This window comes from Phytobacter sp. RSE-02, from assembly GCF_040578655.1.
GTDB lineage: Bacteria > Pseudomonadota > Gammaproteobacteria > Enterobacterales > Enterobacteriaceae > Phytobacter > Phytobacter diazotrophicus.
In genome coordinates this window covers 282,449-298,114 of the sequence record NZ_JBEULY010000005.1, presented here as the reverse complement: position 1 = coordinate 298,114, position 15,666 = coordinate 282,449, and the positions used below count along the sequence as shown (strand labels likewise).

The window sequence follows — 15,666 nt, the reverse complement described above, 5'->3', positions numbered from 1 at the left end:
ACGGCAGTTTTGCAAAATTCACTGCTTAGCACTCCTGACTTCTAAAAATAACAGCAGCTTAGCCTGACGGTAAAAAAATGATGATCAAAAGTATGGCGTCAGCCTTGTTAGTCTTGCTGGTGGCAGGATGCAGCGCGCCACCAGAAACGCCTGCGCAACGCGCGCAAAAAGCGAAAGTGAGCCCGGCGCACTCCCTCGAAATGGAACAGCTCTGCAAGCAATCTGCGGCGCATCGCTATAATACCGATTCGCAAGCCATCGCGGTTACCAGCTTCGAACAGTTTCAGAGTAGCTATGAAATGCGTGGTATTACCCCCCGGAAGGAGGGTTTTGTCTGCTCTTTTGACCCGGAAGGCCAGTTTTTGCATCTCTCGATGCGCTAGTTCTTCAATTTTCCATAAACAGACCCGTTTCGTACTGTATATCTTCCGGTCAGCGGGTATACTGGCCCCTTCCTTTAAATCCACACGTATCCAGCACGAAATCATATGCAAAAGTTTGATACCAGGACCTTCCAGGGCCTGATCCTGACCTTACAGGATTACTGGGCTCGTCAGGGCTGCACCATTGTTCAACCTCTGGACATGGAAGTCGGCGCCGGCACATCTCACCCAATGACCTGCCTGCGTGCATTGGGGCCAGAACCGATGGCGACTGCCTATGTGCAGCCTTCCCGTCGTCCAACCGATGGCCGCTATGGCGAAAACCCGAACCGTTTACAGCACTACTATCAGTTCCAGGTCGTGATTAAACCGTCTCCGGACAATATCCAGGAGCTGTACCTCGGGTCTCTGAAAGAGCTGGGTATGGATCCGACCATCCACGACATCCGTTTCGTGGAAGACAACTGGGAAAACCCGACGCTGGGTGCCTGGGGTCTGGGTTGGGAAGTGTGGCTGAACGGTATGGAAGTGACCCAGTTCACTTACTTCCAGCAGGTCGGTGGTCTGGAATGTAAGCCGGTTACCGGTGAGATTACGTACGGCTTAGAACGTCTGGCGATGTATATTCAGGGCGTAGACAGCGTTTACGACCTGGTCTGGAGCGATGGCCCGCTGGGTAAAACCACCTACGGCGACGTGTTCCATCAGAACGAAGTGGAACAGTCCACCTACAACTTCGAATACGCCGACGTCGACTTCCTGTTCTCCTGCTTCGAGCAGTACGAGAAAGAAGCCCAGCAGCTTCTGGCGCTGGAAAATCCGCTGCCGCTGCCTGCGTACGAACGTATTCTGAAAGCCGCTCACAGCTTCAACCTGCTGGATGCGCGTAAAGCCATCTCCGTCACCGAGCGTCAGCGCTACATTCTGCGCATTCGCACGCTGACCAAAGCGGTAGCAGAAGCCTATTACGCTTCCCGTGAAGCCCTTGGCTTCCCGATGTGCAACAAGAATAAATAAGAGGCGGCCATGTCTGAGAAAACTTTCCTGGTGGAAATTGGCACCGAAGAGCTGCCACCAAAAGCCCTGCGCAGCCTGGCTGAATCTTTTGCTGCGAACGTGACCGCTGAGCTGGATAACGCTGGCCTGGCGCACGGTAAAATCGAATGGTTTGCTGCACCGCGCCGTCTGGCGCTGAAAGTGGCGAATCTGGCGGCTTCTCAGCCTGACCGTGAAGTTGAGAAACGCGGCCCGGCGATTGCTCAGGCGTTTGACGCCAGCGGTCAACCGAGCAAAGCGGCTGAAGGCTGGGCGCGTGGCTGCGGTATCACCGTTGACCAGGCCGAACGTCTGACCACCGACAAAGGTGAATGGCTGCTGTATCGCGCGCACGTGAAAGGCGAGAGCACCGAGGCGCTGCTGCCGAACATGATCGCCACCTCGCTGGCGAAGCTGCCGATTCCGAAACTGATGCGCTGGGGCGCGTCTGACGTCCACTTCGTGCGTCCGGTTCATACCGTGACCCTGCTGCTGGGCGACGACGTCATCCCGGCAACTATTCTGGGCGTCCAGTCCGATCGCGTGATTCGCGGTCACCGCTTTATGGGCGAGCCGGAGTTCACCATCGACAATGCCGATCAGTATCCTGAAATCCTGCTGGAGCGCGGCAAAGTTGTGGCTGATTACGAAGCGCGTAAAGCCAAAATTAAAGCAGACGCAGAAGAAGCGGCGCGTAAGATTGGCGGCAACGCTGACCTGAGCGACAGCCTGCTCGAAGAAGTGACCTCGCTGGTGGAATGGCCGGTGGTGCTGACGGCAAAATTCGAAGAGAAATTCCTCGCGGTGCCTGCCGAAGCGCTGGTGTACACCATGAAGGGCGACCAGAAATACTTCCCGGTTTATGACAATGCTGGCAAGCTGCTGCCGAACTTTATCTTTGTGGCCAACATTGAGTCCAAAGATCCGGTACAAATCATCTCCGGTAACGAGAAGGTGGTTCGTCCGCGTCTGGCGGATGCCGAGTTCTTCTTCAATACCGACCGTAAAAAACGTCTGGAAGACCATCTGCCGCGTCTGCAAACCGTGCTGTTCCAGCAACAACTGGGTACGCTGCGCGACAAGACCGATCGTATTCAGGCGCTGGCGGGCTGGATTGCTGAGCAGATTGGCGCTGATGTGAATCACGCGACCCGGGCGGGCCTGCTGTCTAAGTGCGACCTGATGACCAATATGGTCTTTGAGTTCACCGATACCCAGGGCGTGATGGGCATGCACTACGCGCGCCATGACGGCGAAGCGGAAGATGTTGCGGTTGCGCTGAATGAGCAGTATCAGCCGCGCTTTGCGGGCGATGACCTGCCGTCTAACCCGATTGCCTGTGCGCTGGCGATTGCCGATAAGATGGACACACTGGCGGGTATCTTTGGTATCGGTCAGCACCCGAAAGGGGACAAAGACCCGTTTGCGCTGCGTCGTGCCGCGCTGGGCGTGCTGCGTATCATCGTTGAGAAGAACCTCAACCTGGATCTGCAAACGCTGACCGAAGAAGCGGTGCGTCTGTATGGCGACAAGCTGACGAATGCCAAAGTGGTCGACGACGTTATCGACTTTATGCTGGGCCGTTTCCGCGCCTGGTATCAGGACGAAGGCTATACCGTCGACACCATCCAGGCCGTGCTGGCACGTCGTCCGACCCGTCCGGCGGATTTCGATGCGCGCATGAAAGCGGTATCTCACTTCCGCACGCTGGAAGAGGCCTCTGCGCTGGCTGCGGCCAACAAGCGTGTCTCTAATATTCTGGCGAAATCAGACGAGACGCTGAACGACATCGTGCATGCTTCCGTACTGAAAGAAGCGGCAGAGATCAAACTGGCGGGCAATCTGGTCGTTCTGCGCGACAAGCTGCAGCCATACTTTGCCGCAGGCCGTTACCAGGAAGCGCTGGTCGAACTGGCATCCCTGCGTGAGCCGGTTGATGAGTTCTTCGAAAACGTGATGGTGAATGCGGAAGATAAAGACGTTCGTCTGAACCGTCTGACGCTGCTGTCCAAACTGCGCGAGTTGTTCCTGCAGGTTGCGGATATTTCCCTGCTGCAGTAATTGCGTGGTCGATAAATAAAAACCTGCCTGCGGGCGGGTTTTTTATTATCTGAATCTTTATTCTTCAAAGCGATCTTGAATAAAAGCCTAAAATTTAACCTTGAAATCCTGCCCGATATACGGCTATCCTTTGCCCCGACGAATCCCTCGTCTCACTGAGGCCCACTGAAAATGGATAAACACACCTGCTGACTTCGAATCCTTGCTTCGCGCTTATGGCGAGCAGGGGATGTATTGATTTCACTCAGGAGTGCTTATGGCTCAGTGCGCCCAATCCCCCTTATTTATTTTGCATCAGGTCACCTGTCAGTTTGCGACGGGCGTGACACTTTTTGGCCCAATTTCTCTTTCGCTCGAACCCGCGTTATGTGGCCTGGTCGGGCGCAACGGTTGCGGTAAAACGCGCTTATTGCGCCTGCTGGCGGGGCTGGACCTCCCCGCATCCGGACATATCGAACGTTTTGGTTCTGTGGCTTACGTCGCTCAACAACACGCGGTTTCCCCGTCGACTACGCTTGCTGAATTGCTGGGTTATGACGCGGTGTTTGCTGCACGTCGGCGTATCGAATCGGGTGATTACCTGCCAGAAGATCTCGAACGTATGGAAGGCTTTTGGGATCTTGAGGAGCGCCTGACCGGGGCCTTTATGGATGCCAGTCTGCCTCCGTTCACCCCCGAGCGACCTGCCGCAGCGCTGAGCGGCGGCGAACGGGTTCGTGCCCTGCTGTGCGCGGCATTGATGGCAGACGCCGATTACCTGCTGCTTGATGAACCGACCAACCATCTCGACAGGCAAGGGCGAGAATGGCTTTATACGCGGCTTTCCCGTCGGCAGGGCGGAACGCTGGTGGCGAGCCACGATCGTGAACTGCTGGCCTTGATGCCGCGCATCCTTGAATTATCTCCCGCCGGATTACGCAGCTATGGCGGCCATTATGCTGATTATCAGCGTCAACGCGACGCCGAGCAGCAGGCAGCCCACGCGGCGCTTGAGCATGCGGCTACCGAGCGTCGTCGGGTACGTAACCGCCAGCAAAAGGAGCATGATGCCAGCCAGCGACGTTCAGCCCAGACTCTGCGAACTGTCGATACACTCAACATTGCCTCGTTCGAGCGGGTGAAATACAAAGGAGCCGCGAAGGAGCGGACAGGCACGCTGCGTCGGCAACACCGTGAGCAGAACGAGGTGCTGAATGCCGCAGTCGCACAGGCCCGCGAGCGAGTTGAAGACGATGCGCCAGTCTTGTTTACTCTGCCGGGCAGCCAGGTGGCTGAGGGGAAACAGGTACTGGTGATGGACAATCTCATCTTGCCTTATGGCAATTCATCTCCCCTGAGCTGGCGAATGGACGGGCCGATGCGTGTAGCGCTGCGCGGGCCAAACGGTTGTGGAAAATCGACCCTGTTGCGCGTCATGCTCGGAGAAGAAAAGCCGCTATCAGGCACGTGTCAGGCATCGGTCGCGACGGCGTACCTCGACCAGCATCTGTCGCAATTGGATCTTTCCCTCCCGGTGCTGGCACACCTTCACGCCAGTGAGACGCCACTCGACGAAGGCATACTGCGAACCCGACTGGCGCAACTGCAACTGGGGGCAGAGAAAGTGACGCTTCCGCTGGCGGCTTTAAGCGGTGGAGAACGCCTGAAAGCGGCGCTGGCCTGTGTACTCTGGCGTCGTGAGGCGACACAACTGCTTTTGCTTGATGAACCCACGAACCATCTTGATTTGACTTCGACGCAGGCAATTGAGTTGGCATTGTCGACGTTTCCGGGTGCAATAGTGGTGGTTTCACATGATGAGGTATTTCTGAACGCGCTAAATTTAACGCATCAGATTGAGTGGCGAGAAGATAGATGGCGCTGTGAAAGGAAGTAAGAGGGTATTGACCCCCGTTATTGCGGGGGTTTTACAGCCAGATTTATTCCATTAACTGTTTACTGAGCATCGGATTTGAATGGATCAGGCGCATCAGCTTCATTTCGGTCGCTGAAGGACGAACACGTTTTGATTCCCATTCCTGAACCATTGCTACGCTAACACCCATTGCGCGTGCAAAATCATCGATCTTTAACCCAGTGCCACGTCGTAATTGTTCAAACTCATTGAAAGAATTAGGCTTTTGGGTCAGGGTAACCGCTTGCGCTACATCTTTTTTAAAGACAATCTGTTCCAGACTGCTCAGCAGCTCAAACATCGGATCTTTATATTCCATTGAGAACTCCTCTAAAAACACACAGCGGATAGTGATACAGCACAAGTAAGAATAGTCGGTAAAAACGCGGGCGGGAGGGCGTGACCAGGATATATCGTGGATAAAAGGGCTTTTCATGCTTTTGAAATGCATATTCAAACGTTTCGCTAAACGTTAATTGCTTGATTACGCAAGCCCAGGAATAAATACGTATTTTTTTGTAAATCGTTAGCAAAAAATCGCATGACGAAACGGCGTGAGGTCTGACCTGAGCGTGTCCCGACATGAATAAGAAAGCATGGAAAAGGGTATCCTGAGACGCCGACCTGGACTATCCTTGTAAGCCGTCAGGCACGCGTGTTTCGTTGTGCGCATTTTTGGGTGAAAGGAGTATTAAAATGGCGACAGGTAAGTCCTGCTCTCGCTGGTTTGCGCCTCTTGCGGCGTTGTTAATGGTAGTTGGCCTGAGTGGGTGTTTTGATAAAGAAGGCGATCAGCGCAAGGCATTTATCGATTTCCTGCAAAATACGGCGATGCGTAGCAGTGAACGTCTTCCCGCGCTGACGGCCGACCAGAAAAAACAGTTTGGCCCGTTCGTCTCTGATTACGCCATTCTGTATGGTTATTCCCAGCAGGTGAACCAGGCGATGGATTCCGGTCTGCGTCCGGTGGTGGACAGCGTGAACGCGATTCGCGTACCACAGGATTATATGACTCAGCGTGAGCCGTTGCGTCAGGCCAATGGTTCTCTCGGCGTGCTGAGTCAACAATTGCAGAATGCGAAAGTGCAGGCTGATACAGCTCACGCGGGGCTGAAACAGGCGGATGACCTGAAACCGGTCTTCGAGCAGGTGTATTCGAAAGTGGTAACCGCTCCGGCTAACGCTCTGCAACCTCTTATCCCGGCGGCACAGATCTTCACGCAGCAACTGGTGCAGGTGGGGGATTTTATTGCTCAGCAGGGTACGCAGGTGAGCTTTGTTGCCAATGGCATCCAGTTCCCGACCTCACAGCAGGCCAGCCAGTATAATGCACTGATTGGGCCGCTGGCGGCTCAGCATCAGGCGTTTATGCAAGCCTGGACTGCCACGGTGAATGCGACGCAGTAAGCGTGGAACCCATAATAAAAAAGAGGCGATATAATCGCCTCTTTTTTGTTTCCGCCGGAGAAAGCTTATTTTAAAACCTGCGGGTTAACACAGTTTTTCTCGACATTGCCATTCAGCGCATCAATGAGGTTATCCACCGCGCAGGCGGCCATACCGTAGCGCGTTTCATGAGTGGCAGAACCAATATGCGGCAGTGCCACTACGTTGGGTAACGTCAGCAGAGGGGAGTCTACCGGTAAAGGTTCCTTCTCAAACACATCCAGACCGGCCGCATGAATCTCGCCTTTTTTCAGCGCCTCAATGAGGGCTTTCTCATCGACAACCGAACCGCGACCCGCGTTGACGAAAATCGCCGATGATTTCATGATGGCGAATTTCTCTGCGTTGATCAGATGATGTGTTTCCTGGGTGTACGGCAGGACGAGAACCACATAGTCAGACTCTTTAAGCAGCGTATCCAGATCGCAGTAGCGGGCCTGGAAACGGCTTTCCGCTTCCTGATGCTGGCGGCGTGCGTTATAGAGAATCGGCATACCGAAACCAAAGTGCGCACGTTGCGCCAGCGCCAGGCCGATGCGCCCCATCCCCACGATGCCAAGCGTTTTGTGGTGGACATCAACGCCAAACCAGTCCGGACCAATGCCCTTAGTCCATTCGCCTTTCTTCACTCGCTCCGCCACTTCCACTACCCGACGTGCGGAACTCAGCACCAGCGCCATGATGGTATCGGCCACAGTTTCGGTCAGCACGGTCGGGGTGTGCATCAGCAGAATATTTTTTGCATTCAGCGCGTCCACATCAAAGGTGTCGTAACCCACTGAAATGGTCGATGCAGCGCGCAGTTTCGGCATCTTTGCCAGCAATGCGGCGTCCACCTTTTCACTGGAACCCAGCAGGCCTTCGGCACTGGCGAACGCGTCGGCATGTTGCTCCACCGTTTCCGGGCGCAGGTTAGCCACCTGCGTGACGGTGAAATGTTCTTCCAGACGGCGTTTCAGGTCATCAGGCAATGCTTTATACAGGATGATGGACGGCTTCATGGCTTCTCCCTCGTTAAGATTCAGGCGTGACGAGCGCCCGCTGGAATTGTTTTATCGTTAGCAGGCTTCACAATTAAAGTAAGCCATACAGATGCAAAAAGTGCCACCCCCATAAAAATGTACGAGGCGGCCGGGCTGCCCGTTGCGCCATTAAGGTAGCCAACGAACCAGGAACCGAAGAATGAGCCGAGCGCGCCCATGCTGTTGATAAGCGCCATGGCACCGCCCGCAACGTTACGCGGCAGCATCTCGGGAATGATCGCAAAGAACGGGCCGTAGGGGGCGTACATGGCAGCACCGGCGATCACCAGTAGGGTGTAAGAGACCCAGAAATGGTTTGCCCCAACTGCCCAGGAGCCAATAAACGCGAAGCCGCCAATCAGCAACAGTGGCCAGACGAACAGCTTACGGTTTTGCAGCTTATCCGATGCCCAGGAGGCCAGAATCATCGCTATGGTCGCAGCCAGGTACGGAACGGAGGAGAGCCAGCCCACTTCGACCATACCGAGATTGGCCCCGCCGTTACGGATGATGGACGGCAGCCACAGTACGAAACCGTAAACGCCAATACTCCAGGCAAAATATTGCATGCAAAGCAGGATAACGTTACGGGAGCGGAAGGCTTCGCCGTAATTACGCACAGCTTTGATGCCTTGCTGTTCCTGATCCAACTGTGTTTGCAGGGCAGATTTTTCGTCCTCTGACAGCCAGCCAACCTGAGTGGGTTTGTCGCGGACCAGCATCCACCAGGCAAAAGCCCAGATGATGGCAGGAACCCCTTCAATGATGAACATCTCGCGCCAGCCGAGCGCCTGAATCAAGTAACCAGAGACCACAGACATCCACAACACGGTGACCGGGTTACCGAGGATGAGAAAGGTGTTGGCACGTGACCGTTCCGATTTGGTAAACCAACTGCTGATATAAATCAGCATGGCGGGCATGACCGCGGCTTCTACCACGCCGAGAATAAAACGAATGGCGGCGAGCATCGGGATATTGGTGACCATCCCGGTCAGTGACGCGCAGCCGCCCCACAGGATCAGGCAGACAAAAATCAGTTTGCGAACACTGCGGCGTTCCGCATAAATCGCACCGGGGATCTGGAAGAAGAAATAGCCCAGAAAGAATAGCGCGCCAAGCAGGGAAGAGACCCCTTTGGTAATACCTAAATCGTCGTTGATCCCGGCGGCGGAGGCGAAGCTAAAGTTCGCCCGGTCGAGGTAGGCCAGACTGTAAGTGATGAAAACAATCGGCATGATGTAAAGCCAGCGTTTTGCTGCATTTGTCGAGCTTTTCATAATGTTGCCTCTATGGTTGAGGTTTGCGCCGCCTGTTTGTAGGGTCCAGGGTGGCTTTGTTACTTTTAGTGATGGGTTTACCCCCTCACCCTAACCCTCTCCCTCAAGGGAGAGGGGATAAGTCCGCTGCGATGTTCTTCTCCCTCTCCCTGTGGAAGAGGGCAGGGGTGAGGGGAATCATTCACCCAGTCCTTCACGTGTGGGCAGCCCCTCGCTATCCCCCAGCACCTGGATGGCAAGCGAGCCAATCTTGTTGCCGCGCCGAACGGCCTGTTGCAGCGTCCTGCCTTCCAGCAGAGCGCTAATCACACCGACGGCGAAACCATCCCCGGCACCGACGGTGTCGACCACGTTATCCACTTTCACGGGAGCGACCGCGCCTTGCTCGCCGCTGGCGGTTTTATACCAGGCGCCATCCGGGCCGGTTTTAATCACCACGGCTTTAACGCCGCGTTGCAGGTAAAAATCAGCGATGCCTTCTGGCGATTGCTGTCCGGTCAGGATCACGCCCTCTTTCAGCCCCGGTAACACCCAGTCGGCCTGGAAAGCGAGGCGGTTAAGTTTCTCTACCATCTCTGCTTCGCTTTTCCACAGCACCGGGCGCAGATTCGGGTCGAAAGAGATGGTCTTGCCCTGAGCTTTCATGGCCGCCGCCGCATGTTCCAGCAGTTCATAGGATGTCGAAGAGAGCGCTGCCGCCACGCCACTCAAATGCAGGTGACGCGCTTCGTTGAAGGCTGCGGCGTGAAAATCGTCCGTTGAAAGGTGGCTTGCCGCCGATCCTTTACGGAAATACTCCACAATGGGATCGGTTCCATTTTCGGCTTTCGATTTTAGCTGATAGCCCGTTGCGAAGCGTCCATCAACGGTGACGCCGCGGGTGTCAATATTCTCTTTTTTCAGCGAGTTAAGAACAAAACGTCCAAAACTGTCATCGCCGACGCGGCTGATCCAGCAGACATTCATTCCCAGCCGCGCCAGACCCGTCGCCACGTTCAGCTCCGCGCCCGCAACGCGCTTCACAAAATGTTCTGCATCGGCAAGATCGCCGGTTTCGGTGGCGACAAACATGGCCATGGCTTCGCCAATCGTGATGACATCAAGCGAGTTATGCATGGCGTTACTCCTCACGTAACAATTCGACGTAGTGACGGGTGACGGCGGTCAGGTCGTCGCCTTCAAGTGGAAATTCAATCCCACGCGGGGCATCGGGCGGTAGCTGGTTTAACAGGGCAAGCCAGCGTTCATCGGCTTTATCGGGTGCGACGGCGCGATAATTCTCATGGTGTGGAATGGCAGCCTTCACATGAATATAGCTCACTGCGGGGGCCAGAAGATGCGCTGCCGCTTCCGGCGACTCGCCGACCCATACCCAGTTGCCGGTATCGAAGGTGAGCGTCACCGGCAGCGCCAGTACATTGCAGGCAGCTTTAAAACGCTGCATCGGCGCCAGTTGGCCGCATTCGGTCTGATCGTTTTCGACCACCAGCGCCATGCCGCTCTCTGCAAGCCAGCCGCGTAAGGTTTCCAGCACATCTTTACGCTGATAATGGCCAAGGGAGACCTTGAGCCACAGTGCCTTGAGCGTGCGCGCTTCTTCAAGCAGAGCAGGCAAGTGCGGGTTCAGAGAACCATCTTGCAGGCACAGCGCGTATGGCGCGGAGTAACAGGCCAGTAAACGGTGGTCTTCAATGGTGGCGGCCAGGGTAGAGAGGCTGTTCAATTCCTGATCGCTTAACAGTTCGCGGCGTATCTCCACGCCGTCTGCACCTGCGTTGGCAATCAGCGGCAGGACGGCCTGCTGGCCGCCCATCGCCTTAATTTGTTCGCTGCCATAGGCGGCGGTGACAACGATGATTTTTCTTTTCATCTTCCGGCTTCCCAGGAGTTAAAGACAATTTGCTTGTCTGTAACGCTAGATGGAACCGGTTCCAAAGAAAAGCACAGTGCATCGAATTTATGATCGTCATCACGAAGGTTAATTATCGTGCAGTTGAACCGCGCACGATGAGCTCCCCGGAAAAGACCCGCTCGCGGACGGTATCGCTGTTGCCTTCGATACGCTCAACTACTTGTTCTACCGCGGCATAACCAATTTGCCAGGTCGGTTGTTTGAGGGTAGTGATACCGACCCCTGCCAGCTCAGCCCATTCCAGCTCATCAAAGCCGAGCAGGCCAATATCGCTACCCCAGTGCAGACCAATGCGTTTCAGCGAGCGGGCAACTTGCAGCGTCAATGCGCCATTGGCAGAGATCACTGCTTTGCGCATGCCACGGTGGCGGGAGTGGAACTGGCGCAGAGCGTTATCGATCTGGCTGGCTTCGTGTAACGGCGTTTCGGCGTTTTCAGCCACCACGCCGGGGTAACGGGCGAGCGTGGTTCGAAAGGCATCCAGGCGTTCCCGCCGCGTATTCACCGTGCCCAGCGGTTCGCTGAGGAACAGCAAGGCTTCAAAGCCTTGTTCAATCAGGTGTTCCGTGGCGGTGGTGGCAGCCTGGGTATTATCTAACCCCACGACGTCACAGGCGAAATCGGGGATCTTACGGTCAATCAATACCATGGGCAGGGACGATTGCTGCAGGCGGTTTAGCCCCTCTTCGCGCATCCCCACCGCGTTCACCACGATGCCTTCCACCTGATAGCTACGCAGCAGGTCCAGGTAGTGCAGCTCCTGATCGACTTCGTTGTTGGTATTACAGACCAGTGGGGTGAAGCCCTTTTCCCGGCAGGCCGCTTCGATCCCACTCAGCACATGTACGGAATAGGGGTTCGTGATATCGGCAATAATGAGACCAATCAGGCGAGTGCGCCCGTGCTTGAGGTTGCGTGCCATCAGGCTGGGGCGATAATCGAGTTCGGCAATGGCATGTTCAATTCGCGCCAGCAAGGCATCCGACAGGAGATGTTTTTCACCATTCAGATAGCGTGAAATGCTGGTTTTGCCCGTTTTTGCCGCTTTCGCGACATCGCTGATGGTCGGGCGCGTCGTTTTCGCCATAAATGCTTCCCTCGCGGTAGTTGTGAGACCACACGATAGCGCGAAAATCCGCACTGGCAAGGGGGAACATCCCGCTTATCGCCTTCTGCGTGGCCATCATGCCGTTTAATTCTTTGCCAATTTGCCGCGCGTGTGGATGATAGAGCGCGACATCCATTATTTCATAAGACAGCGAAACGACGCTGTCGCCACCTGCATGCATCAGGAGCGCGCTTTGGCAAACTCTGCAGTTAAAACAGTTCTTACGGCAGCCCACTGGGGGCCGATGTTGGTCGAAACCGACGGCGAAACGGTGCTGTCATCACGCGGGGCGCTTCCCACAAACCACCCCAACTCGCTGCAAACGGTGGTGCGCGACCAGGTCCACAGTAAAACTCGTGTCCGCTTTCCTATGGTTCGTAAAGGCTTTCTGGCATCTCCGGACAGCCCGCAGGGCGTTCGCGGCGAGGATGAATTCGTCCGTGTCTCCTGGGATGATGCGCTTGCCCTCATCCATCAACAGCACAAACGCATTCGCGAAGAACATGGCCCGGCATCCATTTTCGCCGGATCGTATGGCTGGCGCTCGAACGGCGTGTTGCATAAAGCGGCAACACTATTGCAGCGTTATATGAGCCTTGCTGGTGGTTATACCGGCCATCTGGGGGACTACTCCACCGGTGCTGCGCAGGCGATCATGCCGTACGTAGTCGGCGGCAACGAGGTGTATCAGCAGCAAACTAGCTGGCCGCTGGTGCTGGAGCATAGCGATGTGGTGGTGCTGTGGAGCGCCAACCCCCTGAATACGCTGAAAATTGCCTGGAATGCCTCGGATGAGCAGGGTATCGGCTATTTCGATGCCTTACGCAAAAGCGGCAAACGGCTGATCTGCATCGATCCGATGCGATCGGAGACCGTCGATTTCTTTGGCGACAGTATGGAGTGGTTAGCGCCGCACATGGGGACCGATGTGGCGCTGATGCTCGGTATCGCCCATACGCTGGTGGAAAACGGCTGGCAGGATGAGGCATTCCTGGCGCGTTGTACGCAAGGCTATAGCGTCTTTGCGGATTACCTGACCGGGAAAAGCGACGGCGTGGCGAAAACGGCAGAGTGGGCGGCGGATATTTGCGGTATTCCTGCGGCGAAAATTCGTGAACTGGCAAAACTTTTCCACGAAAATACCACGATGTTGATGTCCGGCTGGGGAATGCAGCGCCAGCAGTTTGGCGAGCAGAAGCACTGGATGCTGGTGACCCTGGCGGCGATGTTGGGCCAGATTGGGATCCCCGGCGGCGGCTTTGGCCTGTCGTATCATTTTGCCAACGGTGGTAACCCTACGCGCCGGGCGGCGGTACTGGCCTCCATGCAGGGTTGCGTTAAAGACGGCATTGAGGCGGTCGAAAAAATCCCCGTGGCGCGCATTATTGAAGCGCTGGAAAAACCGGGAGCCTTCTACCAGCACAATGGTATGGACCGGCACTTCCCGGATATTAAATTTATCTGGTGGGCGGGTGGCGCCAACTTTACCCACCATCAGGACACGAACCGGCTGATTCGCGCCTGGCAGAAGCCGGAGCTGGTCGTCATTTCCGAGTGTTTCTGGACGGCGGCGGCAAAACACGCGGATATTGTCCTGCCTGCCACCACATCGTTTGAACGTAACGATATGACCATGACGGGCGACTACAGCAACCAGCATCTGGTGCCGATGAAGCGCGTGGTGCCCCCGCGCGATGAAGCGCGTGACGATTTCGAGGTGTTCGCCGATCTTAGCGAGCGTTGGGAAGCGGGCGGACGTGAGCGCTTTACCGAAGGTAAAAGCGACCTCGAATGGCTGGAAACCTTCTACAACATCGCGGCGCAGCGTGGTGCCCCGCAGGGCGTTACCCTGCCGCCGTTTGCCGAGTTCTGGGAAGCGAATGCCCTGATTGAAATGCCAGAAAGTGAAGAGAATGCTCGCTTTGTACGCTTCGCTGATTTCCGCCGTGACCCGCAGGCGCATCCGCTCAGAACCGACAGCGGTAAAATCGAAATTTACTCGGCGCGCATTGCCGGTTTTGGTTATGCCGACTGCCCGCCGCACCCGATGTGGCTTGAGCCGGATGAATGGCACGGTAATGCCCGACCAGAGCAGTTGCAGCTTCTTTCTGCTCACCCGGCGCATCGTCTGCACAGCCAGCTTAACTATTCATCACTTCGCGAGCAGTATGCGGTGGCGGGGCGCGAACCGGTGACGTTGCATCCGAGCGACGCGAAAGCGCGCGGCATCGCTGATGGCGATCTGGTGCGAGTCTGGAACCAACGCGGACAGGTACTGGCAGGCGCCGTGGTCAGCGAAGGGATCAAGCCCGGAGTGATCTGTATTCACCAGGGCGCCTGGCCGGATCTTGAGCGTGCCGAAGGGGGGATCTGTAAAAACGGCGCGGTTAATGTGCTGACAAAAGATCTCCCCAGCTCAAAGCTGGGGAATGGCTGTGCGGGGAATACCGCACTGGTATGGATGGAAAAATACAGCGGTCCGGCGCTTACGCTGACGGCGTTTGATCCGCCTGCCAGTTCATAATCCAGGTCGGGTGCTGCGTCTCTTCCTGCCAGGCGCTGTCCTCTATGCGAAAGCCCTGCGCGTGATAGAAATTCACCGCCCGCTCGTTTTTCTGGTACACCTCCAGGCTTAAGGCATTAAAGCGCTGCTTGACGTGATCAAGCAGCGCGGTGCCGATCCCTTTGCGCAGTGCCTCCGGGCAGACGAACAACGCCCCGATATACTGCGAGTCCATTACGCTTATAAAGCCGTACAGCTTGCCTTCTTCCTCCCAGACCCAGGTGCGGGCAGACGGGAGATACACTTCGCGCACCAGCATCTCGCTGTCTTGCCAGTAGGTTGCCGCAATAAACGGGTGCGCATAGGTGGTGCTTTCAAGCCACAGGCTCAACAGAGGAGATAAATCTTTACTGTGCCACTCTCGGATCATGCCGACCTCCGGGATGACAGAAACAGTCCGTAATATGGTCATTAACCAGACCACAAGCTTGCATAAAGGAGTAGCAGATGGTGGTGCCGACAAATTTGAAGCCGCGTTTTTTTAGCGCCTTTGACAGAGCGTCGGACGCGGGCGTCGAGGTGGGAATGTCGCCGAGTGTGGCGGCCCGGGTAACCTGCGGCTCGTTTTCAACAAACGACCAGACAAACGGGGCGAAAGGCTCGCCATTTTGTTCCATGGCAAGTAAGGCGCGGGCATTGCCGATAATCGCCTCAATTTTGCCGCGATGGCGAATAATCCCGGCATCCAGCATCAGGCGTTCGACATCCTCTGGCCCCATCGCGGCCACTTTTTCAGGATCGAACTGATGAAAGGCATTACGGTAATTTTCGCGTTTTTTGAGTACCGTAATCCATGATAAACCTGCCTGTTGTCCTTCAAGGCAAATCATCTCAAACAATTTTTTGCCGTCTGTTTGCGGTACGCCCCATTCTTTATCGTGATAAGCAAGATAAAGGGGGTCTTGAGTCACCCAACCACAACGCTGCATATCCTTCTCCGTTGCTGATGTTGATCAAAATTA

Annotated in this window: 15 protein-coding genes; 6 read left to right on the top strand and 9 right to left on the bottom strand. The window is 55.6% G+C overall.

Going from position 1 to position 15,666, the window contains the following annotated elements:
- The first annotated feature begins 77 nt into the window (after positions 1-77).
- The 4 genes from ABU190_RS13780 to ABU190_RS13765 all read left to right on the top strand — a co-directional run bounded on the left by ABU190_RS13780 (position 78) and on the right by ABU190_RS13765 (position 5,355).
- Positions 78-383, top strand: a complete 306-nt coding sequence (locus ABU190_RS13780; protein WP_354691621.1) for a YsaB family lipoprotein — start codon at positions 78-80, stop codon at positions 381-383.
- A 105-nt stretch (positions 384-488) separates the two neighbouring features.
- Positions 489-1,400 (top strand): glycine--tRNA ligase subunit alpha, encoded by a 912-nt coding sequence (gene glyQ / locus ABU190_RS13775; RefSeq protein ID WP_004126458.1) that lies wholly within the window; start codon positions 489-491, stop codon positions 1,398-1,400.
- A 9-nt stretch (positions 1,401-1,409) separates the two neighbouring features.
- The gene (glyS, locus tag ABU190_RS13770) at positions 1,410-3,479 is read left to right on the top strand and encodes a glycine--tRNA ligase subunit beta (RefSeq protein WP_079496919.1); all 2,070 of its coding nucleotides are present in this window, start codon (positions 1,410-1,412) and stop codon (positions 3,477-3,479) included.
- A 256-nt stretch (positions 3,480-3,735) separates the two neighbouring features.
- Positions 3,736-5,355 carry an ABC-F family ATP-binding cassette domain-containing protein gene (locus ABU190_RS13765; protein WP_354691620.1) on the top strand — a complete coding sequence of 540 codons (1,620 nt, stop codon included), beginning with the start codon at positions 3,736-3,738 and terminating at the stop codon, positions 5,353-5,355.
- Positions 5,356-5,398: 43 nt separating this feature from the next.
- On the opposite strand, the gene ABU190_RS13760 is transcribed toward ABU190_RS13765, so the two are convergent.
- A complete protein-coding gene (locus ABU190_RS13760) occupies positions 5,399-5,692 on the bottom strand; it encodes an HTH-type transcriptional regulator (protein ID WP_039080183.1) in 294 nt (97 codons plus the stop codon).
- 377 nt (positions 5,693-6,069) lie between these two features.
- Between ABU190_RS13760 and ABU190_RS13755 the strand changes: the two genes are divergently transcribed.
- Complete coding sequence (locus ABU190_RS13755) at positions 6,070-6,780, top strand: DUF3053 domain-containing protein (RefSeq protein ID WP_354691619.1); 711 nt, start codon at positions 6,070-6,072, stop codon at positions 6,778-6,780.
- Positions 6,781-6,845: 65 nt separating this feature from the next.
- Here the strand turns inward: ABU190_RS13755 and ghrB are convergent, their stop codons facing one another.
- The 6 genes from ghrB to ABU190_RS13725 form a co-directional block, all read right to left on the bottom strand.
- Positions 6,846-7,820 (bottom strand): glyoxylate/hydroxypyruvate reductase GhrB, encoded by a 975-nt coding sequence (ghrB, locus tag ABU190_RS13750; protein ID WP_354691618.1) that lies wholly within the window; start codon positions 7,818-7,820, stop codon positions 6,846-6,848.
- Positions 7,821-7,840: 20 nt separating this feature from the next.
- Positions 7,841-9,121 carry an MFS transporter gene (locus ABU190_RS13745; protein WP_296414906.1) on the bottom strand — a complete coding sequence of 427 codons (1,281 nt, stop codon included), beginning with the start codon at positions 9,119-9,121 and terminating at the stop codon, positions 7,841-7,843.
- A 177-nt stretch (positions 9,122-9,298) separates the two neighbouring features.
- Positions 9,299-10,237, bottom strand: a complete 939-nt coding sequence (locus tag ABU190_RS13740; RefSeq protein ID WP_354691617.1) for a sugar kinase — start codon at positions 10,235-10,237, stop codon at positions 9,299-9,301.
- A 4-nt stretch (positions 10,238-10,241) separates the two neighbouring features.
- Positions 10,242-10,991 (bottom strand): xylose isomerase, encoded by a 750-nt coding sequence (locus tag ABU190_RS13735; protein ID WP_079496922.1) that lies wholly within the window; start codon positions 10,989-10,991, stop codon positions 10,242-10,244.
- Positions 10,992-11,103: 112 nt separating this feature from the next.
- Positions 11,104-12,120, bottom strand: a complete 1,017-nt coding sequence (locus ABU190_RS13730; RefSeq protein ID WP_108700468.1) for a substrate-binding domain-containing protein — start codon at positions 12,118-12,120, stop codon at positions 11,104-11,106.
- A complete protein-coding gene (locus ABU190_RS13725; protein ID WP_146158920.1) occupies positions 12,032-12,322 on the bottom strand; it encodes a hypothetical protein in 291 nt (96 codons plus the stop codon). Before ABU190_RS13725 ends, ABU190_RS13730 begins: the two co-directional genes overlap by 89 nt.
- Before the next feature lie 12 nt (positions 12,323-12,334).
- Between ABU190_RS13725 and ABU190_RS13720 the strand changes: the two genes are divergently transcribed.
- Positions 12,335-14,665 carry a molybdopterin guanine dinucleotide-containing S/N-oxide reductase gene (locus ABU190_RS13720; RefSeq protein WP_354691616.1) on the top strand — a complete coding sequence of 777 codons (2,331 nt, stop codon included), beginning with the start codon at positions 12,335-12,337 and terminating at the stop codon, positions 14,663-14,665.
- Here ABU190_RS13720 and ABU190_RS13715 read toward each other — a convergent pair.
- Positions 14,628-15,074 carry an N-acetyltransferase gene (locus ABU190_RS13715; RefSeq protein ID WP_354691615.1) on the bottom strand — a complete coding sequence of 149 codons (447 nt, stop codon included), beginning with the start codon at positions 15,072-15,074 and terminating at the stop codon, positions 14,628-14,630. The two genes, ABU190_RS13720 and ABU190_RS13715, sit on opposite strands and share 38 nt — an antisense overlap.
- Positions 15,052-15,633 (bottom strand): DNA-3-methyladenine glycosylase I, encoded by a 582-nt coding sequence (gene tag / locus ABU190_RS13710; protein WP_110296457.1) that lies wholly within the window; start codon positions 15,631-15,633, stop codon positions 15,052-15,054. The genes ABU190_RS13715 and tag overlap by 23 nt, the downstream gene beginning before the upstream one ends.
- Between the last annotated feature and the right edge of the window lie 33 nt (positions 15,634-15,666).